This window comes from Kineococcus terrestris, assembly GCF_041020755.1.
Lineage (GTDB): Bacteria > Actinomycetota > Actinomycetes > Actinomycetales > Kineococcaceae > Kineococcus > Kineococcus terrestris.
Map to the genome: position 1 here is coordinate 14,096 of NZ_JBEUEI010000034.1, position 26,160 is coordinate 40,255.

Annotated in this window: 22 protein-coding genes; 10 read left to right on the forward strand and 12 right to left on the reverse strand. The window is 76.4% G+C overall.

Going from position 1 to position 26,160, the window contains the following annotated elements; translation table 11 throughout:
- Positions 1 to 12: 12 nt before the first annotated feature.
- Both add and AB8M62_RS16890 read right to left on the reverse strand, forming a co-directional pair.
- Positions 13 to 990: an adenosine deaminase gene (gene add / locus AB8M62_RS16885; RefSeq protein WP_369053820.1), complete on the reverse strand. Its 978-nt coding sequence runs from the start codon at positions 988 to 990 to the stop codon at positions 13 to 15.
- A gap of 73 nt (positions 991 to 1,063) precedes the next feature.
- Complete coding sequence (locus AB8M62_RS16890; protein ID WP_369070306.1) at positions 1,064 to 2,464, reverse strand: NtaA/DmoA family FMN-dependent monooxygenase; 1,401 nt, start codon at positions 2,462 to 2,464, stop codon at positions 1,064 to 1,066.
- 260 nt (positions 2,465 to 2,724) lie between these two features.
- On the opposite strand from AB8M62_RS16890, the gene AB8M62_RS16895 reads away from it, so the two are divergent.
- The 5 genes from AB8M62_RS16895 to AB8M62_RS16915 all read left to right on the forward strand — a co-directional run bounded on the left by AB8M62_RS16895 (position 2,725) and on the right by AB8M62_RS16915 (position 8,373).
- The gene (locus tag AB8M62_RS16895) at positions 2,725 to 3,849 is read left to right on the forward strand and encodes an ABC transporter substrate-binding protein (protein ID WP_369070293.1); all 1,125 of its coding nucleotides are present in this window, start codon (positions 2,725 to 2,727) and stop codon (positions 3,847 to 3,849) included.
- 175 nt (positions 3,850 to 4,024) lie between these two features.
- Complete coding sequence (locus AB8M62_RS16900; protein WP_373694982.1) at positions 4,025 to 4,822, forward strand: ABC transporter ATP-binding protein; 798 nt, start codon at positions 4,025 to 4,027, stop codon at positions 4,820 to 4,822.
- Positions 4,819 to 5,673 (forward strand): ABC transporter permease, encoded by an 855-nt coding sequence (locus tag AB8M62_RS16905; RefSeq protein WP_369070294.1) that lies wholly within the window; start codon positions 4,819 to 4,821, stop codon positions 5,671 to 5,673. Before AB8M62_RS16900 ends, AB8M62_RS16905 begins: the two co-directional genes overlap by 4 nt.
- Positions 5,673 to 6,560 carry an ABC transporter permease gene (locus AB8M62_RS16910; protein ID WP_369070295.1) on the forward strand — a complete coding sequence of 296 codons (888 nt, stop codon included), beginning with the start codon at positions 5,673 to 5,675 and terminating at the stop codon, positions 6,558 to 6,560. Before AB8M62_RS16905 ends, AB8M62_RS16910 begins: the two co-directional genes overlap by 1 nt.
- 202 nt (positions 6,561 to 6,762) lie before the next feature.
- On the forward strand, positions 6,763 to 8,373 hold the full coding sequence (locus AB8M62_RS16915) for a diguanylate cyclase (RefSeq protein ID WP_369070296.1): 1,611 nt from the start codon (positions 6,763 to 6,765) through the stop codon (positions 8,371 to 8,373).
- Between the two features lie 9 nt (positions 8,374 to 8,382).
- On the opposite strand, the gene AB8M62_RS16920 is transcribed toward AB8M62_RS16915, so the two are convergent.
- From AB8M62_RS16920 to glgX, 4 genes are all read right to left on the reverse strand, one after another.
- Positions 8,383 to 9,045, reverse strand: coding sequence for a maleylpyruvate isomerase family mycothiol-dependent enzyme (locus tag AB8M62_RS16920; protein ID WP_369070297.1), 663 nt, complete (start codon positions 9,043 to 9,045; stop codon positions 8,383 to 8,385).
- A gap of 64 nt (positions 9,046 to 9,109) precedes the next feature.
- Positions 9,110 to 9,319, reverse strand: coding sequence for a hypothetical protein (locus tag AB8M62_RS16925; RefSeq protein WP_369070298.1), 210 nt, complete (start codon positions 9,317 to 9,319; stop codon positions 9,110 to 9,112).
- Positions 9,316 to 10,095 (reverse strand): alpha/beta fold hydrolase, encoded by a 780-nt coding sequence (locus AB8M62_RS16930; protein WP_369070299.1) that lies wholly within the window; start codon positions 10,093 to 10,095, stop codon positions 9,316 to 9,318. The genes AB8M62_RS16925 and AB8M62_RS16930 overlap by 4 nt, the downstream gene beginning before the upstream one ends.
- 11 nt (positions 10,096 to 10,106) lie before the next feature.
- Positions 10,107 to 12,419: a glycogen debranching protein GlgX gene (gene glgX, locus AB8M62_RS16935; protein WP_373694978.1), complete on the reverse strand. Its 2,313-nt coding sequence runs from the start codon at positions 12,417 to 12,419 to the stop codon at positions 10,107 to 10,109.
- On the opposite strand from glgX, the gene AB8M62_RS16940 reads away from it, so the two are divergent.
- Both AB8M62_RS16940 and mnmA read left to right on the forward strand, forming a co-directional pair.
- Positions 12,312 to 13,523: a cysteine desulfurase family protein gene (locus AB8M62_RS16940; RefSeq protein ID WP_369056438.1), complete on the forward strand. Its 1,212-nt coding sequence runs from the start codon at positions 12,312 to 12,314 to the stop codon at positions 13,521 to 13,523. The genes glgX and AB8M62_RS16940 overlap by 108 nt on opposite strands.
- The gene (mnmA, locus tag AB8M62_RS16945) at positions 13,523 to 14,599 is read left to right on the forward strand and encodes a tRNA 2-thiouridine(34) synthase MnmA (protein WP_369070300.1); all 1,077 of its coding nucleotides are present in this window, start codon (positions 13,523 to 13,525) and stop codon (positions 14,597 to 14,599) included. The genes AB8M62_RS16940 and mnmA overlap by 1 nt, the downstream gene beginning before the upstream one ends.
- Positions 14,600 to 14,614: 15 nt before the next feature.
- Here the strand turns inward: mnmA and AB8M62_RS16950 are convergent, their stop codons facing one another.
- Genes AB8M62_RS16950 through AB8M62_RS16960 form a run of 3 tightly spaced genes read right to left on the reverse strand, consistent with a single transcriptional unit; the run spans position 14,615 to position 18,820 of the window.
- Positions 14,615 to 15,628 carry a glutathione S-transferase family protein gene (locus AB8M62_RS16950; RefSeq protein ID WP_369056436.1) on the reverse strand — a complete coding sequence of 338 codons (1,014 nt, stop codon included), beginning with the start codon at positions 15,626 to 15,628 and terminating at the stop codon, positions 14,615 to 14,617.
- A gap of 18 nt (positions 15,629 to 15,646) precedes the next feature.
- Positions 15,647 to 16,954 (reverse strand): DUF445 domain-containing protein, encoded by a 1,308-nt coding sequence (locus tag AB8M62_RS16955; protein ID WP_369056435.1) that lies wholly within the window; start codon positions 16,952 to 16,954, stop codon positions 15,647 to 15,649.
- A gap of 33 nt (positions 16,955 to 16,987) precedes the next feature.
- The gene (locus AB8M62_RS16960; RefSeq protein WP_369056434.1) at positions 16,988 to 18,820 is read right to left on the reverse strand and encodes an alpha/beta hydrolase; all 1,833 of its coding nucleotides are present in this window, start codon (positions 18,818 to 18,820) and stop codon (positions 16,988 to 16,990) included.
- Positions 18,821 to 18,954: 134 nt separating this feature from the next.
- On the opposite strand from AB8M62_RS16960, the gene AB8M62_RS16965 reads away from it, so the two are divergent.
- Complete coding sequence (locus AB8M62_RS16965; RefSeq protein ID WP_369070301.1) at positions 18,955 to 20,031, forward strand: uroporphyrinogen decarboxylase/cobalamine-independent methonine synthase family protein; 1,077 nt, start codon at positions 18,955 to 18,957, stop codon at positions 20,029 to 20,031.
- Positions 20,024 to 20,596 (forward strand): GNAT family N-acetyltransferase, encoded by a 573-nt coding sequence (locus AB8M62_RS16970; RefSeq protein WP_369056432.1) that lies wholly within the window; start codon positions 20,024 to 20,026, stop codon positions 20,594 to 20,596. The genes AB8M62_RS16965 and AB8M62_RS16970 overlap by 8 nt, the downstream gene beginning before the upstream one ends.
- Positions 20,597 to 20,626: 30 nt before the next feature.
- Here AB8M62_RS16970 and AB8M62_RS16975 read toward each other — a convergent pair whose 3' ends face one another.
- Positions 20,627 to 21,841, reverse strand: coding sequence for an esterase-like activity of phytase family protein (locus AB8M62_RS16975; protein WP_369070302.1), 1,215 nt, complete (start codon positions 21,839 to 21,841; stop codon positions 20,627 to 20,629).
- Between the two features lie 109 nt (positions 21,842 to 21,950).
- Between AB8M62_RS16975 and ligA the strand changes: the two genes are divergently transcribed.
- Complete coding sequence (gene ligA, locus AB8M62_RS16980; RefSeq protein WP_373694979.1) at positions 21,951 to 24,080, forward strand: NAD-dependent DNA ligase LigA; 2,130 nt, start codon at positions 21,951 to 21,953, stop codon at positions 24,078 to 24,080.
- 69 nt (positions 24,081 to 24,149) lie between these two features.
- Here ligA and AB8M62_RS16985 read toward each other — a convergent pair whose 3' ends face one another.
- Complete coding sequence (locus tag AB8M62_RS16985) at positions 24,150 to 25,082, reverse strand: carbohydrate ABC transporter permease (protein WP_373694980.1); 933 nt, start codon at positions 25,080 to 25,082, stop codon at positions 24,150 to 24,152.
- Complete coding sequence (locus AB8M62_RS16990; protein WP_369070304.1) at positions 25,079 to 26,068, reverse strand: carbohydrate ABC transporter permease; 990 nt, start codon at positions 26,066 to 26,068, stop codon at positions 25,079 to 25,081. Before AB8M62_RS16990 ends, AB8M62_RS16985 begins: the two co-directional genes overlap by 4 nt.
- Positions 26,069 to 26,160 lie beyond the last annotated feature (92 nt).

Here is a 26,160-nt window from a genome sequence, read left to right on the forward strand (position 1 = left end):
CGGCGCGCCTCCTCAGGCGGCGAGCCACTCCCGCACGCGGGCCGTGTGGGCGGCGGCGAACCCCTCCGGGGCCGCCGCCCCCTCCAGGGACGCCGTCGCGCACGCGGCGAGCTGCTCGTCGTCCAGGCCCAGCGCGGTGCGGGCCGTCTCGTACTCCTCCAGCAGCCCCGGCCCGAACAGCAGCGGGTCGTCGCCGTTGAGGGAGCAGCGCACACCCGCCTCCAGCAGCGCGGGCAGCGGGTGCCGGCCGATCTCGGGAACCACGGCCAGCTCGACGTTGGAGGTCGGGCACACGTCCAGGACGACCCCCTCGGCGGCCAGCCGCTCGACCAGGGCCGGGTCCTCCACGGCCCGCACCCCGTGCTGCACGCGCCGGGCGCCCAGCAGGTCGAGGGCGTCGCGGACGCTGTCCGGTCCCAGCAGCTCACCCGCGTGCGGTGCCGCGAGCAGCCCGCCCTCGCGGGCGATCGCGAAGGCGCGCTCGAAGGGCGCCGGGGGGAACAGCGACTCGTCCGCGGCCAGGCCGAAGGAGACCACGCCCTCGCCGGCGTAGCGGACCGCGAGGCGGGCCAGCTCCTCGGCGTCCTCGGGCGGCTGGTGGCGCAGCCCGCACGCCATCCACCCGAACCCGATCCCGAGCCGCGCCGCCGTCGCGCGCCCCTCGTCCAGCACGGCCTCCAGGACCGCCTCCGGGCCGCCGAGCGCCCCGGCGTAGGGCACCGGGTTGCCCTGCGGCTCCACCCACACCGCCCCGTCGCGCGCGGCGTCCTCGACGACCTCGCGCACCAGCCGGCGCAGGTGCGCCTCGGTGCGCACGAGGCGGACGGCGCCGTCGTACATCGCGACGAACTCGGAGAACGAGGTGAAACCGCGGACCGGGGGTTCCGGCGCCCCGGCCTCGGCCGCGAGGTCGGCGAGGGTCGAGGGGCGCATCGCCCCCTCGAGGTGGACGTGCAGGTGGGCCTTGGGCAGGTCGGCGAGGGCGCGCACGGGATCTCCGGGTGTCCGGGTGCGGGCGGGGCCCGCGGCGTGGTGGTGGGGGCGTGGTCGGTGGGTCAGGTTCTCACGCGACCGGCGCGGGGCCGTCGACGCGGTCGCGGTCGCGGCGGCCGCCGGGCAACCGCGGGCCGGGGGAGCCGAGACGCTGGCGCAGGGTCGGGCCGGGCAGCGCGCCGGGCGCCGGCAGCCGCCCGCGGCGGCGCAGCTCGGGGACGACGAGGTCGCAGAACAGCCGGTGGTCGGCCGGGGAGAACACGGCCTCCAGCAGGAAACCGTCCACGTCCGTGACCTCGACGAGCTCCTCGAGCTGGTCGGCCACCTCGCCCGGGTCGCCGACCACGGTGAAACCGCGCGTGCCCCGGCCGCGCAGCTCGGCCAGGACCTCCCGCACCAGCGGGGTGGTGCCGTCGGGGCGCCGGAACCGGTCGATGTTGCTCTGCCCCATCTGGCCCACGCGCGAGCTGCCGGCCCCGGCCAGGGCCCGGTCCAGCGGCTGGTCGGGGTCCAGGGCGGTGAGGTCGATGCCGGTGTTCCCGGCGTAGACCACCGCGGCCACCTCGTCGGTCTGCATCGCCTCGAACTCGGCCCGCCGCTCCGAGGCCGCCGCCGACGTCTCGGCGACCGTGACCGTGGCCCCGACGAGGACCCGCACCGACGCCGGGTCGCGCCCGAGCGCGGCGGCGCGCCCGCGGATGTCCGCCACGTTGCGGGCCGCGTGGGCGGGCGTCGTCCCCTGCAGGAACACGCACTCGGCGTGCCGGGCGGCGAACGCGCGGCCGCGATCGGACGAGCCGGCCTGGAACAGGACCGGGGTGCGCTGCGGCGACGGCGGCACCGTGAAGTACCCGGAGGTGCGGAAGTGGGTGCCCCGGTGCTCGACCCGGTGCAGCCGCCGCGGGTCGGCGAAGACCCCGGCCGCCTTGTCCTCGACGAGGGCGCCGTCCTCCCAGCAGTCCTCCCACAGGCGCCGGCACAGCTCGACGTGCTCCTCGGCGATCTCGTAGCGGGTGTCGTGCGCGGTCATCGTCTCGTGCCCGAACAGGGCGGCGACGGTGTCCTGCGACGCTCCGGTGACGACGTTCCAGCCGATCCGCCCGCCCGTCAGGTGGTCCAGCGTGGCGAAGCGGCGCGCCATCGCCACGGGGTGGTCGACGCCGGTGGAGGCGGTGACGACGAACCCCAGCCGCTCGGTGGCGCGGGCGAGCGCGGGGACCAGCAGCATCGGGTCGAGCCCGGAGAAGTTCAGCCCGCCCCGCACCGCGGCGTCGGGCAGGTCGCCGTCGACGCTGGGGTAGCCGTAGCCGTCGGCGAAGAACAGGAAGTCGAACCCGGCGGCCTCCAGCAGCTGCGCCACGCCGACCCAGTGCTCCACCTCCCGGTGGTGCACCGAGTCGCTCCACGGGTGCGACCAGCTGAGGGTCCCGCCCACCTGGGGCGCGGCCACCTCGAAGACTCCCAGGTGCATGCGTCGCACCGCGGACCACCTCTCGCTCTGCGGCGCGCGCCGCGCGGACCAGCCGGTCCGCAGCAGAGCACACCCGTGTTTCCTCTGTGTGACGGCGGCCGGGGTCCGCCGCGCGGGAGGTCGGCCGGTGCGGGGGAAACACGGCGTTCACACGGCTGGAACGCCGCCGCCGCGCGCGGCTGGTTCAGTACCGGGAGCCGGTCCGTCCGGCCCGTCCGCGCGCCCCGCGCCCGCACACCTCCCACCTCCGGAGCCGCCCCGTGAACGCACCCGCACCCCGCACCCGCACCGCCGTCCCGGCGCGGCTCGCGCTGCCGGCCAGCCGCCGCTCCCTGCTGCGCGGTGTGGGGCTGGGTGCCCTGGGCGTGGCCGCGCTGGCCGCCTGCGGGGAGGAGTCGGGGGCCGCGGGGACCTCGGGCAGCGGCTCGGGCGGCGCGGAGGGTTTCGGCGACATCGCCGTCCAGCTGTCCTGGATCAAGAACATCGAGTTCGCGGGGGAGTACTTCGCCATCGAGCGGGGCTACTACGCGGAGGAGGGGTTCGGGACGGTGGACCTGCTCGCCGGCGGTGCCGCCGGCACCGCCGCGGAGGCGATGGTGCTGTCCCGGCGCGCGCAGGTCGGCCTGTCCGCCCCGACGCTGACGGCCCCCGCGATCGTCAACGAGGGCGCCCCCCTGAAGATCATCGGCGCGACGTTCCAGCTGAACCCCTTCTGCCTGGTCTCGGTGGAGGAGCGCACCCCCGTCCGCACGGTCGAGGACCTGGCCGGCAAGCGCATCGGCGTCCAGACCGGCGGCAACGAGCAGATCTTCGCGGGGTTCTGCACCGCCAACGGCGTCGACCCGTCCACCTTCACGATCGTTCCGGTGCAGTACGACCCGTCGGTCGTGGCCTCCGGCGAGGTCGACGCGTTCATGGCGTACCTGACCAACGAGCCGATCCTGCTGGCCGGGCAGGGCCTGACCCCGGTGACCCTCGGGTTCGCCGAGCAGGGCCTGCCGTTCGTCGCCGAGACGTTCACGGTCCTGCAGTCGACCATCGACGAGCAGCGGGACATGCTCAAGGCGTTCCTGCGCGCGGAGGTCCGCGGCTGGACCGACGCCGTCGCCGACCCGGCCGAGTCCGCGCGCCTGGCCGTCGAGGTCTACGGCGCCGACCTGGACCTGGAGCTGGAGGAGCAGACGGCCGAGGCCGAGGCGCAGAACGAGCTCGTCGTCACCGACGACACCCGCGCCAACGGCCTGTTCACGATGACCGAGGAGCTGGTCCAGGAGAACGTCGAGGCCCTCGCCGTCATCGGCACGGACATCGCGGCCGAGCAGCTGTTCGACCTCACCCTGCTGGAGGAGGTCTACGCCGAGGACCCGGGCCTCATCACGGGCTGAACCACGGGCTGGGACAGCCCGCCGTCCACCACCCACCCGCACACCCACCCGCCCGCGCGAGAGGGGCCCGACCGTGTCCCACGACACCACCGCCGCTGACGTCACCGCCACCGCGGGTGCCGCCGCGGCGCCCGCCCCGGCGCCGCGGGCGCCGTCGGCCACCACGACGCCGTCGCTGCACCCCGCGGCCGCCACCGGTTTCCACCTGCAGGGCCTGAGCAAGCGGTTCACGCTGGGCCGCAAGACCGTGCAGGCCCTCGACGAGACGCACCTGGGGACGCGCAAGAACGCCTTCCTGTCCCTGCTGGGGCCCTCGGGCTGCGGCAAGTCGACGGTCCTGCGGATCCTCGCCGGCCTGGAGGAGCCGACCAGCGGGACCGCGCTGGTCAACGGCCTCACCACCCGGGAGCTGCAGCGGCAGCACGAGCTGGGGATCGCGTTCCAGGACTCCGCCCTGCTGCCGTGGCGCACGGTGGAGAGCAACATCCGCCTGCCGCTGGAGGTCGCCGGGGTCCGCCCCGACCGGGGGCTGGTGAGCGACCTCGTCGACCTCGTCGGCCTGCGGGGTTTCGAGAAGGCCAAGCCCGCGCAGCTGTCGGGCGGCATGCGCCAGCGGGTGTCCATCGCCCGCTGCCTCGTCGTGCAGCCCAGCGTGATGCTGCTGGACGAGCCGTTCGGCGCGCTGGACGACATGACCCGCCAGCGGATGAACGTGGAGCTGCTGCGCATCTGGACCGAGAAGCCGGCGACCACGCTGATGGTGACCCACGGGATCGCGGAGGCGGTGTTCCTGTCCGACGTCGTGGCGGTGATGAGCCCGCGCCCCGGGCGGGTCGTGGAGGTCGTCGAGATCGACCTGCCCCGGCCCCGGACGCCCGACCTGGTGCGCACCCCGGAGTTCCACGCGTACCACGACCGGCTCTCGGAACTGCTGTTCGGCGGCGGCGCCGGCGGGCCGGAGCAGGAGCGGTGAGCACCACGAGCCTGGGCGCGGCGGCCCGGCAGGCCCCGCCCGCGGCGGTGCCGGCCGCGCGCCGCGGCCTGCGCGACCTGCCCCCCTGGTCGGGCGGGGTCGTCGGCGCGGTGGTCGTCCTCGTGGTCTGGACGGTCCTGGCCCTGACGGTGTTCCGCGCCAGCGGCATCGTCCCGACGCCGTGGGCGGTCGTGGGCCGGGTCGTCTCGGACGGCCCGGGCGTCTACTGGGCCAACCTGTCGGTGACGACGTGGTCCGCGGTGCAGGGGTACCTGTGGGGCAACCTGGCCGCGTTCGCGCTGGCCGTCGTCGTCCTGCTCGTCCCCGCCTCCGAGGGGGCGGCCACGCAGGTGGCCGTCATCTCCTACTGCGTGCCGATGACCGCCGTCGGGCCGATCGTCCTCATCGTCTCCGAACCGGGCTCGCGCACGACCTCGGTGTTCCTGGCGGCCCTCAGCGTCGTGTTCACCTCGGTCGTCGGCTGCCTGCTCGGCCTGCGCGCCGCCGATCGCACCGCCCTGGACGTCGTCCGCGCCTACGGAGGCACCCGCTGGACGCAGCTGGTCAAGGTCCGCGCCGTCGCCGCGCTGCCCAACGTCTTCGCGGCGCTGAAGCTCGCCGCGCCCGCGGCGTTCCTCGGCGCGGTCCTGGGCGAGTACTTCGGCGGGGTGGACTCGGGCCTCGGCCTGCTCATCACCGCCGCGCAGACGCAGCTGCGGTACTCGCAGTTGTGGGCGCTGGCCATCGTCTCCGGCCTCGTGGCCGGTGCCGGCTACCTGCTCGTCGGGCTCGTGGCCCGGCTCGTCACCCCCTGGTCCTCGACCGGGCAGCGCGCGGGAGGGGTCTCCTGATGGCGAGCACCAGCACCAGCACCAGCACGGCCGCCCGCCCCGCGGCGGGCGCCGGCCCGGCGCACGAGGACCGCAGCGCGGGTTCCGTGGCGGGGTCGGTGGCGCGGCGGGTCGGGATCTCGGTGCTCACGCTCGTCGTGTCCACCGTCGTCCTCGTCCTGGCCTGGTACGCGCTGCTGGCGCTGCTGGACGTCGACCCGTTCGTCGGCAAGCGGCCCCTGGACGTCCACGCCTACCTGGTCACCGCCGAGGACGCCGCCGCCCACCGGGCGGAGCTGGCCGGCCTGCTCCTGGTGACGCTCGGCAACGCGGGGATCGGCTTCGCGGCCGGCCTCGTCGCGGCCGTGGCCGTCGCCTCGCTGTTCACGCTGTTCCGGCCGCTGGAGTTCGCCTTCATGCCGCTGGCCATGCTGCTGCGGTCGGTGCCGCTGGTGGCGATGGCGCCGCTCATCGGGATCGTCTTCGGCCGCGGGGCGGCGGGCGCCGCCGCCATCGGCGGGGTCGTCGTGTTCTTCCCGGTGCTGGTGAACCTGGCGCTCGGGCTGCGCTCGGCCTCGCCGCAGGCCGTGGACCTGGTCCGGGTGAACGGCGGGACGCGCTGGACGGCGCTGCGGAAGGTGGCGGTGCCCAGCGCGCTGCCGAACCTGTTCGCCGCGGTGCGGATCTCCGTGCCGGGCGCGGTGATCGGCGCGATGCTCTACGAGTGGCTCTTCAGCGGCCGGGGCCTGGGCGCGGAGATCTTCCGGGCCAACTCGCAGGTCCAGTACTCCAAGCTGTGGGCGATCGTCGTCGTCGTCACGTTCACCTCGATCCTGCTCTACACGCTGGTCACCATCGTCGAGACGCTGGTCCTGGCCCGCTGGGGCCCGGACGCGGGGCGCCGCTGACCGGGGCGGTGGCGCACGCCGCGCACCGGCGGTGCCTGGGAGGCGGCTGGGCAGCCGCCGGGTGCCGTCGGGGCGCGAGCTGGGCGGAAACGCCCCGCCGCGGCACCGCGCGCGGTTAGGGTCGCCGCGGCGGTCGCGCTCACCCGCGCCCGCCGCAGCGCCCGTTCCACGCCCGTCCCGCGCCCGCCCGGAGGCTCCCGTCGTGCCCGAGGTCCCCGCGGTGCCCGCGGCGCGACGGCCCCCCGCCGCGGTCCTCGCCCGCCGCGAGGAGTTCGGTCCCTACGACCTGCTGGCCGAGCTGGCCTTCGCCCAGTACCTCGCCGGGTCCTGGGACGCGGCGCTGCGCGCCTGCCGCGAGGGCGTCGCGCTGTGCACCGCCGCCGGCGACGAGACGACCGTGCGCTACCTGTCCTTCACGACCGCGGCGTGCCTGCTGGAGGTGCTCGACCCCTCCGGCGCGGCCGCGGAGGCGCAGGCCCTCCTGGACCGCCTGCCCGAGCAGGAGAGCGCCTGGCGGGCCAAGACCCTCGCCCTGCTGGCCGACGCGCGCCTGGCGCTGGGGCGCACGTCGGCCGCCACGGACGCCCTCGCGCAGGCGCACGCCCTGGCCGCCGACCCCGGCCGCAGCTACAACGGCATGTCGGCGGCCTTCTCCACGGCCACGGCGTTCCGCTCGCTGCTGCTGTTCGAGCTGTGCCAGGAGCTGCTGGAGCAGGTGCGCCGTTCGCCCTGGCTCGACGTGGCCCGCACGGCCGTCCTGCGCGCGGTGGCCGTCAACCGCACCCTGTGGGGTTGCTGCCTGGCCCTCAGCGGCGACCCGGCCGCCGCCCGCGCCCAGCACCTGGCCGCCCTCAGCGACGTCGCCGCGCTCGCGGCCGCCGCCCGCGACGTCGGTGACGCCGCGATGGCCCGCCGCGCGCTCGCGCTGGAGGGCTTCCTGCTGCACCGCCTCGGCGAGGACGGACTGGCCCTGGCCCGCGTGCGGGAGGCCCTGGCCGGCGGCGGGGTGCGCGACGGGCTGGTGGAGCTGCGGGCGGCCCGGCTCGCCCTGGCGGTGGTGCTGGCCCGGGCGGGGGAGCCGGAGCGCGCCCGGGCGGTCCTCGCGGAGGTCGCCGCCGTGCGCGTGCACGAGGACCGCGAGCTGTGGGAGGCGCTGGGCCACGAGGCGCTGGCCGAGGTGGAGAGCGCCGCGGCGGCCGTGCCCGCCCCGGTCGTGGCGGCCTGGCGGCAGCTGGCCCGCGCCTCGACCGCGCGGCTGTGGCGCGACCGCGAGTCCCGGTTCGAGGCGCTCACCGACCGCGTCCGGCTGCGCGCGCTGGACGAGGAGGCGGCCCGCGCCTCCCGCGAGCTGCGCACCGACCCGCTGACGGGCCTGGGCAACCGGCGCGAGCTGCAGCGCCTGCGCGAGCGCGCCGCCGCACCCGCCGCCGGGGACGCGGCCGCCGTGCTGTTCGTCGACGTCGACGACTTCAAGGCCGTCAACGACACCTTCTCCCACGCGGTCGGCGACGCCGTCCTGCGCCGGCTGGCCGACGTCGTGCGCGGCGCGTGCCGGGGCGCCGACGTGCCGCTGCGCTACGGCGGCGACGAGTTCGTCGTCGTCCTGGCCGACCCCGCCGGTGCCGGGCCGGCGGCGCGGCGGGTGCTGGAGGCCGTGCGCCGCCTGGCGTGGGACGAGGTCGCGCCGGGTCTGCGGGTGCGGGTGTCGGTCGGCTCGGCCACCCGCGGCGACCTCGCGGCGGCGCTCGCCGCGGCCGACGCCGCCATGCTGGCGGCCAAGCGCTCCGGCCGCGACCGCCTCGTCACCGGCTGAGCGCCCGCCTCAGCGGCGCGGGCCCCGGCGCACGTCCGCGGCACCGGGGCCGGACAGCTCGTCCGGGCCGACCGGGCGCCCGCTGAGCAGCAGCAGGAGCGCCTCGCCGCTGCCGCGCACCTCCGGTCCCCGCCCGTGCTCCCAGCCGGCGTCCTCGGCCACGAGGCGGTGCCCGCGCACCCGGGCGCCCGCGCTGCCGCCCACGGTGACGTTCAGCGGCCAGCGCGTGCGCACCAGGACGTCCGCGGCGGTGCGCAGCGCGCGGGGGTCCGTCCGGTGCTCCAGGTCCAGCGGCCGCCGCACGTCGAGCCCGTGCAGGACGGCCTCGAGGACCGCCGCCGCCCGGGGGACCCCGGGCGGGGAGGCCAGCGTGGCGGCGTCCTCGCGCAGCTGGGCGAGGACGGCCGCCCGGCCCCGGGCGGCCCAGGCCGCGGCCGTGCGGCGGTTGAGCCGGTTCGGGTCGAACCCCGCGGCGGCCAGGCCGCGCAGGACGGCTCCCGGTCGTGCCACCGGCGCCCACGCCAGGTGCGCGGTGACGTGCAGCACGGTCCACCCCTCGCACAGCGACGGCACGGCCCACGCCGCCTCGTCGAGGTCCTCCAGCTGCTCCAGCAGCGCGCGGCGCTCGGTACGCAGCAGCTCGTCCAGCAGGGCCCGGTCAGCACGGCTCACGACGCCTCCCCCGGTGGGTGGCAGCGAGGGTCGACCCGGGCGCGGGCGCTGTCAAGGGCCGGTGTCAGCGGCCCGGGCCGCGCCGGGCGTTGCGCCGCGTGGCGTCGAGGGCGAGCTCGACGAGCAGGACGAGGACGGCCACGACGAGGGCCACCAGCGCGGCCTCGCCGCCGCCCAGGCCCAGCACCGTCCCGCCCAGGAGCGCCGCGACGAACCCGGCCAGCGCCCACAGCGCGGGCCGGAGCAGCGTGCGGGCGGGCGGTCGCGGGCTCACGCGACCACCCCGGCAGCGGGCCCGGTCGCCGGCAGGAAGGCGCGCAGCCGGGCGGTGACGGCGTCCGGTTCCAGCAGGTGCGGCCAGTGCCCGGCCGCGAGGTGCCGCAGGTCCACCGAGCGGGCGCGCGGGTTCAGCGCCGCCAGCGCGGCGGCGTCGACGTCGCGGGTGGTGCGCAGGTGCAGCAGCGGCGCGCGCACGGCCGCCAGCAGCGGCCGCGGGTCCAGCTCCAGGACGTCGGTCCACAGCGGCCGCAGCACCTCCTCGGGGGTGGCGGCGATGCCCGCGACGACCTCCTCGCGCCGCTGCGGCTCGCGCTCGCCCCAGGCGGCGCGCATCGACGCCACGAGCACGTCCGGCCACGGCTCGGAGCGCACCGCGTCGGCGCGGGCGCGCTTGGCGGCCAGCGCGTCCGCGGTGACGGGCACGTTGGAGTCCACGAGCACCAGCCCCGCGACCAGCTCGGGGCAGCGGGCGGCCACCACCAGGGCGACGACCCCGCCGGTGCTGTGGCCCACGAGGACGGCCGGCTCCGCGGGCCCGTCCGCCGGAGCCCCGGCCGGGCCGTCCGCCAGAGCACCAGCCAGGTGCGCCGCGACGGCCTCCAGCGACACCGGCCCGGGCGGCGGCGGCGCGCCGTGGTGACCGGGCAGGTCGCGCGCCTCGACGTCGTGCTCACCGGCCAGGGCCGCCGCCACCGCGGACCACTGCCCGGCGTCGCAGCCGGCGCCCGGCAGGAGCACGACGCGGCGCCGGGGCCGTCGGGGGTCCGTCACCGCCGGCCCCGTCAGCGGGAGGCCAGGACGCGCACGGTCCACGGCGCCACGCGCAGCGCCCGGCCCGCGGGCGCGGCGCGCCGGCGGCGGTCCGGCGCCGAGCTCCACCGCGGCAGGTAGCGCGGCAGGCCCTCCACCTCGGGCACGACGACGTCGCGCTGGCGGTCGCCGCCGTTGAGGACGACGAGGACCGACGCCTCGCCGCGGTCGCGGCCGTCCACCAGCACCTGCAGCACGCGCCGCTCGCCCTCGTGCCAGCGGTCCACGCTCATCGGCTCCCCGTCCTCGGCGAACCACAGCAGGTCCGAGCGCTGCTCGCGCACCGGGTGCCCGCGCAGCACCCCCGCCGTGCGCAGCACGGGGTAGCGCCGGCGCAGCTCCAGCAGCGCGCGGGTGTCCTCCAGCAGCTCCCGCTGCCAGGGCGCGAGGTCCCAGTCGATCCAGGACACCGGCCCGTCCTGGCAGTAGGCGTTGTTGTTGCCGCCCTGCGAGCGGCCGAACTCGTCGCCGGCGGTGAGCATCGGCACCCCGCTCGACAGGACGAGGGTCGCCATGAGGTTGCGCACGCTGCGCCGGCGCGCCTCCAGCACCCCCGGGTCGGAGGTGTCGCCCTCGACGCCGTGGTTGTAGCTGGTGTCGGAGTCGCTGCCGTCGCGGTTGCCCTCGCCGTTGGCCTCGTTGTGCTTGCGGTCGTAGGAGACCAGGTCGGCCAGGGTGAACCCGTCGTGGGCCGTCACGAAGTTCACGCTCGTCAGCCGCCCGCGCCGCACGTCGAACGTGTCGGCCGAGCCGGCGAAGCGGGTCGCCAGCTCCCGCAGCCCCCGCCCGCCCATCGCCGGCGCGCCGTGCCCGAGGGCGGTGTCGCGCGCGTCGGTCAGCCAGAAGCGGCGCACCCCGTCGCGGAAGCGGTCGTTCCACTCGTGCACGGGGGCGGGGAACTGCCCGGTGCGCCAGCCGGAGGGGCCGACGTCCCACGGCTCGGCCACGAGCTTGACGTCGGCCAGCACCGGGTCGGCGGCCAGCGCCACGAGGAACGGGTGGTCGGGGGTGAACCCGTCGCGCCCGCGCGCCAGCGTCGTCATGAGGTCGAAGCGGAACCCGTCGACGCCCAGCTCGTCCACCCAGTACCGCAGCGAGTCCAGGGTGAACTGCACGACCCGCGGGTCGGTGAAGTCCAGCGAGTTGCCGCAGCCGGTGACGTCCAGGGGCCGCCCGCCCGCGTCGCGCAGGTAGTACGTGGCGTCGTCCAGCCCGCGGAAGGACAGGTGCGGGCCGTCCGGGCCCTCCTCGCACGTGTGGTTGTAGACGACGTCCAGCAGCACCTCGACGCCCGCCGCGTGCAGCGAGCGCACGGCGCGGCGGAACTCCTCGCGCACCCCCTCCGGGCCGGCGGCGCGGGCGCGGCGGGTGGCGTAGGGGGCGTGCGGGACGTTGAACGCCAGCGTGTTGTAGCCCCAGTAGTTGCTCAGCCCGCGCCGGCGCAGCGCCACCTCGGAGGTGCTGGCGTGCACCGGCAGCAGCTCCAGGGTGGTGACGCCCAGGGAGCGCAGGTGCTCCACGACCGCCGGGTGGGCCAGCGCCGCGTACGTGCCGCGCTCGTCCTCGGGCACCTCGGGGTGCTGCTGCGTCAGGCCGCGCACGTGCGCCTCGTAGACGACCGTGTCCGCCCACGGCACGCGCGGGCGCTCGCCGGGGGTGGGGCGCAGGTGCCGCGGCAGCGGTCCGAGGACGACCGAGCGCGGCACGTGCGGGGCGCTGTCGCGCGGGTCGGGCACGGCGAGGTCGCCGCGCAGGTCGTCGTCGACGGCGTGCCCGAACACCTCCGGGCGCAGCGCCACCTCCCCGTCCAGGCCGCGCGCCCACGGGTCCAGCAGCAGCTTGGCGGGGTTGTGCCGCAGACCGCGCTCGGGGTCCCAGCGCCCGTGCGCGCGCAGGCCGTAGCGCGAGCCGACCGCCAGCTCCGGCACGTGCCCGTACCAGACACCGTGCTCGACGTCGGGCAGCGCGGTGCGGCTCTCGCGGCCGTCGGCGGTGAAGACGCACACCTCCACGCGGTCGGCGTGCGCGGCCAGGACGGCGACGTCGGCGCCGCCGCCCTCCTCGGCGCTGCGCGGGCTCACGCCCAGCGGGTGGGGCCTGGCGGGGCGCGTCGGCGGGGACGGTGCTGGCACCCGCCGCAGTCTGCCCGACCTCGCCCCCGCTCTTACACTCGAGACGTGCGGACGGCCTACCTGGACCACGCGTCGACGGCGCCCACCCGGCCCGAGGCCGTGGCGGCCTGGACCGAGCGGGCGGGGCTGGTGGGCAACCCCTCGTCGCTGCACTCGGCGGGCCGGCGCGCCCGCAGCGCCGTGGAGGAGGCCCGCGAGGAGGTCGCCGCCGCTCTGGGCGCGCGCGCGGGGGAGCTGGTGTGGACCTCCGGGGGCACCGAGGCCGACAACCTGGCCGTCAAGGGCCTGTGGTGGGCGCGCCGGGCGCAGGACCCGCGCCGGCGCCGCGTCCTGGTCAGCGCGGCCGAGCACCACGCCGTCCTGGACCCGGCCGAGCACCTGCGCGAGCACGAGGGCGCCGACGTGCGCCTGCTGCCCGTGGACGCCGCCGGCCGCACCGACCTGGACGCGCTGGCCGCGGAGCTGGCGCAGGCCCCCGAGGAGGTCGCCCTCGTCTCGGTGATGTGGGCCAACAACGAGGTGGGGACCGTGCAGCCGGTGGCCGAGGTCGCGGCGCTGGCGCGCGCGGCGGGCGTGCCCGTGCACACCGACGCCGTGCAGGCCGTGGGGCACCTGCCGGTGGACTTCGCGGCCGCGGGCGTGGACGCGCTGTCGCTGTCGGCGCACAAGTTCGGCGGGCCGGTGGGGGCCGGGGCGCTGCTGCTGCGGCGCGGCACGCCGCTGGTGCCGCTGCTGCACGGCGGCGGGCAGGAGCTGGGCGCCCGCTCGGGCACGCTGTCGGCACCGGCCGCCGCCGCGACGGCCGCGGCCCTGCGGGCGGCGCTGAGCGGCCAGGACGCCGAGCGCGAGCGCGTGGCGGGCCTGCGCGACCGGCTGCTGGCCGGGCTGGCCGAGCGCGTGGACGGCGTGCGGGTGCGCGGGTCGCTGACCGACCGGCTGCCGGGCAACGCGCACGTGACGATCGACGGCTGCGAGGGCGACTCGCTGCTGTACCTGCTGGACGCCGCCGGGGTGGAGTGCTCCACGGGCTCGGCGTGCCAGGCGGGGGTGCCGCAGCCCAGCCACGTCCTGCTGGCGATGGGCGTGCCGGCCGAGCAGGCGCGCGGGGCGCTGCGCTTCTCCCTCGGCTGGTCGTCCACGCAGGAGGACGTCGACGCCGCGCTGGCCGCCGTGGGTCCGGCCGTGGAGCGCGCCCGCCGCGCCGCGGCCGGGTCCTCGCGCGCCGGGCGGCGCCGTCCGGCCGCGGTGGCGTCCTGATGCGCGTGCTGGCCGCGATGAGCGGCGGGGTGGACTCGGCGGTGGCCGCCGCCCGCGCGGTCGAGGCCGGGCACGACGTCGTCGGCGTGCACATGGCGCTGAACCGCTCGCCGGGCACCCTGCGGACCGGCTCGCGCGGCTGCTGCACCATCGAGGACGCCCTCGACGCGCGGCGGGCCGCGGACCTGCTGGGCATCCCGTTCTACGTGTGGGACCTGTCGGAGGACTTCGTCGCCGACGTCGTGGAGGACTTCGTCGCCGAGTACGCCGCCGGGCGCACCCCCAACCCGTGCGTGCGCTGCAACGAGCGGATCAAGTTCGCGGCGCTGCTGGACAAGGGGATCGCCCTCGGCTTCGACGCGGTCTGCACGGGCCACTACGCGCGCGTGCTGCCCGGCCCGCGCGGCCCGGAGCTGCACCGCGCCGCCGACGACGCCAAGGACCAGTCGTACGTGCTCGCCGTGCTGGACACCGACCAGGTCGCGCACGCGATGTTCCCCCTGGGCGACGCCCCGTCCAAGGAGCGGGTGCGCGCGGAGGCCGCCGCGCGCGGGCTGCCGGTGGCGGCCAAGCCCGACAGCCACGACATCTGCTTCATCCCCGACGGCGACACCCGCGGCTTCCTCGCCGACCGGCTGGGCGAGGAACCCGGCCAGGTCGTCGACGCCGACGGGGCGGTGCTGGGCACCCACACCGGCACGTACGGGTTCACCGTCGGCCAGCGCAGGGGCCTGGGCCTGACCCGGCCCGCGCCCGACGGCCGGCCCCGGTACGTCCTGTCCATCGAGCCGGTGCGCCGCACCGTCGTCGTCGGCCCCGCCGAGGCGCTGCGGGTGGACGGGCTGTCCGCCACCGACGCGGTGTGGAGCGCGCCGCGGCCCGCCGGCCCGGTCGAGGTCCACGTGCAGGTGCGCGCGCACGGCGAGCCCGTGCCGGCCGTGGTGGAGGCGACGGCCGGCGACGGGCTCGAGGTGGTGCTGCGCTCACCGCTGACGGGCGTCGCGCCGGGGCAGACCGTCGCGGTCTACGACGGCACCCGCGTGCTGGGTTCGGCGACCGTCAGCGCCACGCGCTGACGCCCGGTCGGTCCCTCAGGCGGCCTGCGGCTGGTGCTCGGCGGGGACGACCTCCTCGGGCACCGGCGGCGGCGGCGGGGTGCCGTCGCCGAACGGGCGCCCGCCGAGCTCCTCGCGCCCGTGCGGTTCCAGCCAGCCCGACAGGTCCGGGCCGGCCGGGACGATCCCCGTCGGGTTGATGTCGCGGTGGACCTCGTAGTAGTGCCGCTTGATGTGGTCGACGTCGATCGTGTCGCCGAACCCCGGCGTCTGGTACAGGTCGCGGAAGTACGCCGACAGCACCGGCATCTCGGACAGCTTGTGCCGGTTGCACTTGAAGTGCCCGTGGTAGACCGGGTCGAAGCGCGCCAGCGTCGTGAACAGCCGCACGTCCGCCTCGGTGATGGTGTCGCCCACGAGGTAGCGCTGGTGCGACAGCCGCTCGGACAACCGGTCGAGGCGGGAGAACAGGCGGTCGTAGGCCTTCTCGTACGCCTCCTGCGTCCCGGCGAAACCGCACTTGTAGACGCCGTTGTTCACGTCGCGGAAGACGTGCGCGTCGACCTCGTCGATCTCGGCGCGCAGGTGCTCGGGGTACAGCTGCGGCGCGCCCTCGCGGTGGTGCTCGGTCCACTCCAGCGACAGGTCGATCGTCATCTGCGGGAAGTCGTTCGTGACGACCTGCCCGCTGGGGACGTCGACGATCGCCGGGACGGTGATGCCGCGGTCGTAGTCGGGGAAGCGGGCGAAGAACGCCTCCTGCAGGCGCTCGTAGCCCAGCACCGGGTCGCGGCCGCCCTCGTCGAGGTCGAACGTCCAGCTGCGCTCGTCGTGCGTGGGGCCGGCCACCGCCATCGACAGCACCGGCTCCAGGCCCAGCAGCCGCCGGACGATGATCGCCCGGTTCGCCCACGGGCACGCGCGGCTGACGACGAGCCGGTAGCGGCCCGGTTCGACGGGGTAACCGTCGCGGCCGTCCGCGGTGATCCGCGTCGTGATGTACCGGGAGTCCCGGTCGAAGCCGCCTGACGGGTTCACGTACGGGCTCATGCCCGCGACGGTAGTGCGTCAGCCGACCAGCAGCACCGTGAGACCGTGGATCACCAGCCCCACCAGGGCTCCGACGACGGTGCCGTTGATGCGGATGAACTGCAGGTCGCGCCCGGCGAGCAGTTCGATCCGGTTCGCGGCCTCGCGCCCGTCCCAGCGCTGCACGGTGTCGGAGATGACGCTGGACAGCTCGGGCGCGAAGCGGCGCACGAGGAACCCCGTGGCGTCCGTCAGGTGACCCTCGACGCGGCGGGCGAACACCTCGTCGTCCACGAGGCGGTGCCCGACGTCGGTGACGGCCTCCAGGGTGCGCGCGCGCAGCGACGACGTCGGGTCCTGCACCGCGTCCAGCAGGTAGCCGCGCAGCGAGGTCCACACCCCCTGCACGGTGTCGGCCAGGCCGGGGGAGGACAGCAGCCGGCGCTGGAAGTCGTCGGCCTTGGCCCGGGTCACCGGGTCGTGCTGCAGGGCCTCGGCGTAGCGGGCCAGCAGGTCGTCGATCGCCCTGCGGCCGGGGTGGTCGCGGTCGGCGACGACGTCGTCGACCCAGCGGGTGGCCTCGGTGTGCACGCGCCGGCCCAGCCGCTCGTTGAGCCAGTTCGGCGCCCACTCCGGCGCCCGGTCCTCGACCAGGCGGCGCACGGTGGCCTCGTTGGCGCGCAGCCAGCGCTGGGCCTCGGCCAGCGTGAGGTCCACGACGGGGTGGTGGGTGCCGTCGCGCACCACCTCGGCCAGCAGCCGGCCCAGGGCCGGGCTCCACGGCTCGGCGGCGAACCGCTTGACGAGCACCTGGTCCAGGACGGCGGTGACCTCCTCGTCGCGCAGCACCCCCAGCGCGCCGCCGACGACGCTGGCGGCCTCCTGCACGACGCGCTCGGCGCCCCCCTTGCGGGTCAGCCACAGGCCGACCCGCCGGGGGACGCCGGCGCGGGCGACCTTGTCCCGCACGACCTCCTCGGCGAGGAAGTTGTCGCGCACGAACTCCTGCAGGGTCGCGCCGAGGGCGTCCTTGCGGCGCGGGATCAGCGCCGTGTGCGGGATGGGGATCCCGAGGGGGTGCCGGAACAGCGCGGTGACGGCGAACCAGTCCGCCACCGCGCCGATCATCGCGGCCTCGGAGGCGGCGTTGACCCACTCCCAGGCGCCCTCGCGCCCGGCCGTGGCCCAGTAGACGACCGCCGCGAGCACCAGCAGGCCGGTGGCCACCACCCGCATCCGGCGCAGGCCGCGGCGGCGCTCCTCCTCCCCGGCCGCGCCCGCCCACGCGGGCGCGCCGGGGGGCGTCGCGGCGGGACTCGTCGCGGCGGGGACGGGCGGGGTGCTCACGGCTCCATCATCGGGTCAGGCCGCCGGTGCCGCTCAGGCGCCGGGCAGCAGGTCGCGCAGCGGGGTGTCCAGCAGCCGCGCCAGGCCCGGGTCGGGGATCCCGGTGCCCTCGCAGGTCACGTCGCCCGCGGGCGCCTCGCCGGTGACGAGGAACGTGGTGACGACGTCGTCGACGCAGGCGTTGCCGATGGTCCCGTAGACGCCGTGGTCGCCCTCCCCGGTGACGGTGATCATCCGGGAGCTGGGCAGCGCCTCGTGCGTGACCCGGGCGCCCTCGACCGGGGTCGCGGGGTCGTTCTCGGACTGCACGACGAGCAGGGGCGGCAGGTCGCGGCCGTCGGGGCGCGGCAGGGTCAGCGCGGGGCGGTCCCAGTACCCGCACGGCTGCTGGAGCGTCGCCCACCCGCGCAGGGGGTGCGCGCTGCCCTGGCGCTCGCTGAGCTCCTCCCAGAACGCGCTGCCGCGCGTCCAGGCGGTGTCGTTGCAGGTGGTCGCGAGGAAGGTGGCCTGGAGGGTGTACGGGTGCGGCGGGACCCCGCCCTGTTCGGACCCGCTCTCCTCGGTGCTCAGCAGCTCGGGCGGCAGCAGCTCCTGCAGGCGCCGGGTCAGCTCCGCGGTGGCGCGCTCGGCGCCCGCGCGGTCGCCCCACGCGGCGAGGTCGGCCACCGTCCGCAGTCCGCGCAGCGTCCAGGCGAGCGTCTCGAAGTTCGCCTTGCCGTACATCGACTGCAGCACGAGCGCGTCCAGCAGGACACCGTCGACGCTCAGGCCGAGGACGGGCACCTGCAGCGGGCGCGCGGCCAGGTCCGCGCGCAGCCGCTCGTAGGTGGCGCCGACCTCCTCCGGCGTGGTGCCGAGGTGGAACAGGCGCGCGTGCTGCGCCGCCCACGGGGCGAAGTCCTGCTCGAAGCGGCGCTGGAAGGCGGGTGCCTGGTTCTCGGCGAACGCCGTCTGCCAGGGAGCGGTCACGTCCAGCGCGCTGTCGAGCACGAACCGGCCGGTCCGCGCCGGGAAGTACGTCGCGTACTGCGCGCCCAGCCAGGTGCCGGCGGAGTAGCCGACCCAGTCGATCGTCCCGCGGTCCAGGACGTGGCGGACGAGGTCGATGTCGGCGACGGTCTGCTCGGTGGTCACGACGTCCACCAGCGGGTCGTCGGCGCAGGCCGCGGCGGTGGCGGCCACCGCGTCGGCCGTCGCCAGCAGCGCCTCCGGGGAGCGGTCGCGGTAGTCGGGCGCGGAGGCCTGCGCCAGCGCGGCCTCCTCGCCGCAGCGCAGCGGGGTGCTGGCGCCCGTGCCGCGCACGTCCAGCCCGATGACCTCGGTGCCCTCCAGCCCGGGCACGGCGCCGATGGCGGCGGCCAGCTCCAGGCCGGACCCGCCCGGCCCGCCGGGGTTGGTGATCACCGTCCGCTCCGGGCGCTCGCCCCCGGGGCGCGGCAGCCGGCTGACCGCCACGCGCAGCGGCTCGCCCTCCTCGGGATTGCCCCAGTCGCGCGGCACCTGCACGGCCGCGCACTCCAGCAGCTCGGCGAACTGCGGCAGCTGCAGCCACTCCGGCGGGCACGGCGCCCAGGTCAGCTCCTGCTCGGCGTAGCGGGCCGGGGTGCGCGCGAGGAACTGCTCCTGCGCGTCCGCGAGCGTCGCCGGGCGCGCCGTGGCCAGCGCGGACAGCTCGCCCGTGCCGGGCAGCCCGGCCGTCGGCGGGGCCTGCGGGGGAGCGGGCGCCGCGGCGGCCGGGCCCGCGCCCAGCAGCAGGGTCGCTGCGAGCGCCGCGCCGGTCCCGGAGGCCAGCGCGGCGGTGCGGCGGCGGGCGGGCCGGAGCGGGCGGGGGCCCGGGGGGACGGCCGGTGGTGCGGTCGGGTGCATGGTGCGCCTTCCGTGCGGGGGCTGTGCGGGTCCTGGGTGATCACATCCACCCGCACCCCGCGCGCCCGTGGCGACGGACGAGCGGTGCGAGCCGGGTCCGCCGATCGGCCGACCCGCGGGTAGCGTCCGGCGACGTGCCCGACCGCCCCGACCCCGCGCCCGACCCCGCGCCCGACTCCGCACCGGAGGAGGGGCCCGCCGCGGTCCACCGGTTGCGGGGCGCGGCCACCGCCCCCGGGCCGCTGCCCGGCACCGACCCCCGCGAGGCCCTGCGCACCGTCTTCGGCGAGCTGGGCGAGGCCCCGCACGCGCCGTCCCTGCCGCAGCTGCCCGCCCGCGGGCCGGGCGCCGACGCGACCGGCCGCACGGCGGCGCTGCTCGTGGAGCTGCCCGTGGACCTGCAGCCGGCCGGGTGGCGCTTCGTGGACCGCCCGGGCCGCGACGTGGAGCGCGCGCGCTCCTTCCTGCGCGCCGACCTCGACGAGCTCGCCGAGGCCGCGCAGGACTGGCGCGGCCCGCTCGTCGTGCGGGTCCTGGGGCCGTGGTCGCTGCTGGCGGCCGTCGAGCTGCCCCGGGGGGAGCGCAGCGTCTCCGACGCCGGGGCGCGCCGGGACGTCGCCGCGTCGCTGGCCGAGGGCGTGGCCGCGCACGTGGCCGACGTGCGCCGCCTGGTGCCGGGCGCCGACGTCCTGGTCCAGCTCGACGAGCCGTCGCTGCCGGCCGTCCTGGCCGGGCGCCTGCCCACCCAGAGCGGGTACGGCACGCTGCGCGCGGTCGAGGAGCCGGAGGTGCGCGCCGTGCTGAGCGCGCTGGTGGACGCGGTGCGCGCCGCCGGGGCGGGCGCGGTCCTGCGGCTGCCGGCGCAGGAGACCCCCTGGCCGCTGGCCCGCTCGTGCGGCGCCGACGCCCTCGCCGTCGACGTGAGCGGCCTGGGCGACGCCGGGTGGGAGTCGGTGGCCGCCACCGTGGAGTCCGGGGTGCGGCTGTGGGCGGAGCTGCTGGCGGCGCGCGCCGCGCCGCCGCCCGTGCCCGAGGCCGTCGACGCGCTGCGCGTGCCCTGGCGGCGGGTGGGCCTGCCCGCCGCGGACCTGGCCGACGTGGTCGTCGCCCCGGCCGGCGGCCCGGCCGGGTTGCCGCCCGCGGCGGTGCGCCCGCTGCTGGGCCGGTTGCGCGCGGTCGCGGCGGCCGTGCTGGAGTCCTCCGGTGACTGAGCGACCCCCCGCCCCGGACCTGCGGGTGCGCCCCGCCGGTCACGACGACGTGCCGGCCGTCGTCGCCCTCGTGGAGTCCGCCTACCGCGGCGAGGCCAGCCGCGCGGGCTGGACCACCGAGGCGGACCTGCTCGACGGGCAGCGCACCGACGAGGCCGCGGTCGCCGCCGTCGTCGACGCGCCCGACGCCCTCGTCCTGCTGGCGCTGGACCCCGCGGACGACGGGGCACCGGTCGGCTGCTGCGAGCTGCGCGCGGGCGCGGGTGCGGGGGCGGCCGCGTACTTCGGCATGTTCGCCGTCGACCCCGCCCGCCAGGGCCGCGGCACGGGCCGGTTCCTGCTGACCGCCGCGGAGGCGGAGGCGGTGCGCCGGTGGGGGGCCGGCGCGCTGGAGATGACCGTCATCGCCCAGCGCACCGACCTCATCGCCTGGTACGAGCGCCTGGGGTTCCGCGCCACGGGGGAGCGCCGGCCCTTCCCCCACGGCGACGAGCGGTTCGGGCTGCCGCGCCGCGACGACCTGGAGTTCACGGTGCTGCGCCGGCCCGTGGCGCGGACCGCCTGACGCGGGTCCGCGCCACGGGCCGGCCACGGTTCAGGACAGGTCGGCCTGCACCTCGACGGTGAAGAACTCGTCGTCGTCCGGCACCCCCTCGGCGCGCCCGGCCGAGAACGGGTAGTTGTTGTCGTTGCTGACGACGACGGTGTGCGGGCCGGCGACGTCGACGCCCTCGATCGTCTGGAACGGGAACGTCGCGAACGGGGCGTCCCCGGCGACCCCGTCCGGGTCCGGGACGGCCAGGAGGTTGACGAGCAGTTCCTTGCGCGGGTGCCCCGCGGCGTCGCGCCGGGAGGTGTCCACGAGGAACAGCGCCTTGAACACCGCGGTCGGCCCCTCCCCGTTGTCCCGCTCCAGGACGAGGTACCGGTGGTCGTCGACGGCGGTCAGGTCGCCGATGGCGTTGGCCGGCGACTCCAGCCGGTAGGTGAACTCCTCGCCGCGGTAGCGGCCCTGGACGGTGTCGTAGCGCAGCACGCGCAGGTCCTGCGGGTCGTCGCCGGCGACCGGGCCCTCCAGCAGCGGGAACAGGTAGCGGCCGTCGGCGGACAGCGCCATGCCCTCGAAGCCCTTGCTGCGGCCCAGGGTCGGCTCGCCCTCCCCGAGCAGCGGGGAGTCGGGGGAGGTGACGCCCGGCAGCGGGACGGGCGCCTGCAGGACGCGGCCGGCGGCGTCGGTGCGCAGCAGGAAGGGACCGAACTCCTCGCCGAACCAGAACGTGCCGTCGGGCGCCCGCCGGAAGCTCTCGGGGTCGAAGTCGGCGCCGGTCAGCCGCCGGTCCTCGCGCGCGAGGTCCCACGGGACGTGGCGGTACGGGTCCGAGAGGCCGAACCCGCCGGGGACGACCTCGACGGAACCGTCGTCGGCGGGCTGCAGGCGGTGCACGGCCAGCAGGAAGTCAGCGCTGTTGGCCTTGGCGCCGTAGCCGTTGTCGGACAGCGCCAGCCAGCTGCCGTCCTCCTGCAGCAGGAGCCCGGAGAACCCCTGCACGGGCTGGGCGTCGAAGGGCACCTCGACGCCGTTGGCGCCCTCGACCGCCGCACCGCTGGGGACGGGCTCGCCGAAGGTGTCCGCGGGCAGCACGTGGCGCTCGAGCAGCCGGGCGGACTGGGCGGGCAGGTCGTCGCCGGGGCGGTCGGTGCGCGCGGAGGCCGTGGCGCCGGTGGCGAGGCCCCCGGCGAAGGTGGCGCCGGCGAGGGTGGTGCCGGCGAGGACGAGGGCGGCGGAGGAGCGCCGGGTGCGGGGAGTCACGGGCCGGGACGGTAGGACAGCCACCGCGGCCGGTGGGCGGACGCCGGTGGTCACCCCGGTGAACGCTGCGTGACCCTCCCTCCTGCACGTGTCGGACCCGGGCGGCAGGATGGACGACGTGAGCCAGAGCGCCGAGAGCACCGTCGAGGACCCGCCGGGCGGGGACGTCCCCGCCGCCGCGCGGCACCGCTGGCAGGAGCTGGTCCAGCGGATCGAGGCCGCCCGGTTCGCCTACTACGTGCGCGACGCCTCGCCCCTCAGCGACGGCGAGTACGACGCCCTGGAGCGCGAGCTGCGCGCCCTGGAGGACGAGCACCCGCCGCTGCGCACGCCGGACTCCCCGACGCAGACCGTCGGCGGCACGTTCTCCACGGAGTTCACCGCCGTGGACCACCCCGAGCGGATGCTCAGCCTGGACAACGCCTTCACCACCGACGAGCTGTCCGCGTGGGCGGCACGGGTGGAGAAGGAGGTCGGCGAGGGCGCCCGCTACCTGTGCGAGCCGAAGATCGACGGCCTGGCGATCGACCTGGTCTACGAGGACGGCCGCCTCGTGCGGGCCGCCACCCGCGGCGACGGCCGCACGGGCGAGGACGTCACCCTCAACGTGCGCACCATCGCCGACGTCCCGCAGCAGCTCACCGGGGAGGACCTGCCCGAGCTGCTGGAGGTGCGCGGCGAGGTGTTCTTCCACGTCGCCGCCTTCGAGGAGCTCAACGCCCGGATCATGGACGCCGGCAAGGCGCCCTTCGCGAACCCGCGCAACGCCGCGGCCGGCTCGCTGCGGCAGAAGGACCCCCGGGTGACGGCCTCGCGCCCCCTGCGCGTGCTGGTGCACGGCATCGGTGCACGGCGGGGCATGGAGAACGCCACCCAGTCCGAGGCCTACGACAAGCTCGCCCGCTGGGGCCTGCCGGTGCCCGCGCGCGCCCGCGTCGTCGACACGCTGCCCGAGGTCGCCGAGTACGTGCGGTACTACGGCGAGCACCGCCACGACGTCGAGCACGAGATCGACGGCGTCGTCGTCAAGGTCGACCAGGTGCCGCTGCAGCGGCGGCTGGGCGCCACCTCCCGCGCGCCCCGCTGGGCGATCGCGTTCAAGTACCCGCCGGAGGAGGTGACCACGAAGCTCCACGACATCCGCGTCAACGTCGGCCGCACCGGCCGGGTCACCCCGTTCGCGTTCCTGGAGCCGGTGAAGGTGGCCGGCTCGACGGTGCAGCTGTCCACGCTGCACAACGCCGACGAGGTCAAGCGCAAGGGCGTGCTCATCGGCGACACCGTCGTGGTCCGCAAGGCCGGCGACGTCATCCCCGAGGTCGTCGGCCCCGTCGTGGACCTGCGCACGGGCGACGAGCGCGAGTTCGTCTTCCCGACCGAGTGCCCCGAGTGCGGCACGACGCTGCGCCGCGAGCGGGCCGACGACGTGGACATCCGCTGCCCCAACGCCCGCAGCTGCCCCGCCCAGGTGCGCGAGCGCATCTTCCACGTCGCCGGCCGCGGTGCCTTCGACGTGGAGGCGCTGGGCTACGAGGCGGCCACGGCGCTGCCGGCGGCCGGGGTCGTCACCGACGAGGGCGACCTGTTCGACCTCACCGAGGACGACCTGCTGCGGGTGCCGCTGTTCACCAACAAGAACGGCACCCTGTCGGCCAACGGGCGCCGGCTGCTGGCCAACCTGGAGGCCGCCAAGTCGCAGCCGCTGTGGCGGGTGCTGGTCGCGCTGTCGATCCGCCACGTCGGGCCGACGGCGGCGCGGGCCCTGGCGACGCGCTTCGGCTCGCTCGCGGCGATCGAGGCCGCCTCGCCGGAGGAGCTCGCGGCCGCCGAGGGCGTGGGCCCGACCATCGCCGAGGCGGTGCGCGAGTGGCTGGAGGTCGACTGGCACCGCGCCGTCGTGGACAAGTGGCGCCGGGCCGGGGTCCGCACGGAGGACGAGCGCGACGAGTCCGTCCCGCGCGTCCTGGAGGGGCTCACCGTCGTGGTGACCGGCTCGCTGAGCGGGTTCACCCGCGACGAGGCGAAGGAGGCCGTCCTGGCGCGCGGGGGCAAGGCCTCCAGCGGCGTGTCGAAGAAGACGTCGTTCGTCGTGGTGGGCGAGGCCCCCGGCTCCAAGGCCGACAAGGCCGAGCAGCTGGGGGTGCGGATCCTCGACGAGGACGGCTTCCGCGCGCTGCTCGAGGGCGGCCCGGAGGCCGTCGCCGAGCCCGCCGAGGACCCGGAGCCGGCGGAGGGCTGAACAGCAGCGTCCCCGCACCACTGCTGCGGCGCGGGGACGGCTGTGCGGGTGCGGACGGCGAGCCGGCGATCAGCCCTTGACGGACCCGGCCAGCAGGCCGCGCACGAAGAACCGCTGCAGGGCGATGAACACCACGAGCGGCACGAGCATGGCCAGGAAGGCGCCCGGCGCGAGCAGGAACCACGCGTTGCCGCGGGTGCCGGCGAGGTCGGCGATGGCCGACGTCAGCGGCGTGGCGCCGCTGCCGGCGAACGTCAGCGCCACGAGCAGGTCGTTCCACACCCACAGGAACTGGAACACCCCGAACGCCGCGATGGCCGGCACGAGCAGGGGCAGCAGCACCTTGAAGAAGATGGTGACGTGCCCGGCGCCGTCCATCCGCGCGGCCTCCACGAGCGAGGCGGGGATGTCCTTCATGAAGTTGTGCAGCAGGAAGATCGCCAGCGGCAGGCCGAACATGGCGTGCGAGAGCCACACCGTCCAGAACGAGCCGGCGATCCCGGTGTCGACGTACAGCGACAGCAGGGGGATGAGGGTGACCTGGATGGGCACGACCTGCAGCGCGAAGACGGCGACGAACAGCAGTTCGCGGCCCCGGAAGGGGATCCACGCGAACGCGTAGGCGGCCAGCAGCGCCAGCGTGATGGGGATGACCACCGCCGGCACGGTGATGACGAGGGTGTTGACGAAGTTCTCGCCGAGCCCCGTCTCCAGCGCCGAGGTGTAGTTGTACCCGGTGAACAGCGGCCGGGCGAAGGCGTTCCACCAGCCGTCGGCCTGGATGTCGTTGCGGGTGCGCACGCTGGTGACGAGCAGCCCCAGCGTGGGCACCGTCCACAGCAGCGCGATGAGCAGGGCGATGATCGAGGCCGCCGGCGAGCTGAGCCGGTTCTTGGCCTCCACGGCCCGCTTCTCCGCGCGGGTCAGCTTGCGCGGGCCCGTCGGGTCGATCTGGGCGGTCTCGGACGCGACCACCCGGGTCTGCTCGGTCTGCCCGCTCACCGGACCTCCTCCGCCAGGCGCATCTGCCGCACGTTGTAGACGATGATCGGCACGACGAGGGCGAACAGCAGGACCGCCAGCGCGGCGCCGATGCCCTGGTTGAACTGCCGGAAGGACTGCGAGTAGAACTCGCTGGCCACGACGCCGGTGCCGAACTGCCCGCCGGTCATGACGTAGACGACGTCGAAGGCCTTCAGGGTGCTGATCGCCACGGTGGTGAGGACGACGACGAGGGCGGGCCGGATGCTCGGCACGGTCACGGACCGGAACATCTGGAAGCCGGTGACGCCGTCGAGCCGGGCGGCCTCGACGATGTCGTCCGAGATCGCCTTGATGGAGGCCGACAGCACCGTCATGGCGAAGCCGGCGTTGATCCAGACCATGACGACGATGAGGAAGAGCGTGTTCCACGGCTGACCGAGCAGGAACTGGTACGGCTCGATCCCCAGCCAGACGAGCAGCTGGTTGAGCAGGCCGATCTGCTCCACGCCCTGCTGGTCGGGGCGGTACTCGTAGACGAACCGCCAGATGAGGCCGGCCGCGACGCCGGAGATGGCCATCGGCAGGAAGATGAGGGCCTTGGCCAGCGCCTCGAACCGCGTGCGGTCCACGAGGTAGGCGTAGACGAGGCCGAAGCCGGTGGCGATCAGCGGGATGAGGACGACCCACAGGACGGTGTTGCGCAGGACGACCTGCAGACCGGTCGTGGTGAACACCGTCTGGTAGTTGGCCAGGCCGACCCAGGCGCTGCCGTCGGGGGAGTGGAACGAGAGCCACAGGGTGCGCAGGGCCGGGTAGACCAGGCCGACCGCCACGAGCAGCAGGGCGGGGCCGACGAAGGCGCTGACGACGAGCCAGTTCGGCACGCGCATGGGCCGGTCGACGGCGAAGAGGATGAGGCCCATCACCGCCGCGAAGGCGACGACGGCGAAGACCATGAGGGCGAGCTTGTGGGGTGTGCTGTCGGCGTCGAGCAGCCAGTCCACGGGAGGGACCTCCTCGTCGAGGCGTGGTGGGGTGGCCGGTGGGGCGGGCGTGGGACGGGAGCCCACCGGGGCCGGGCACCCGCGGGTGCCCG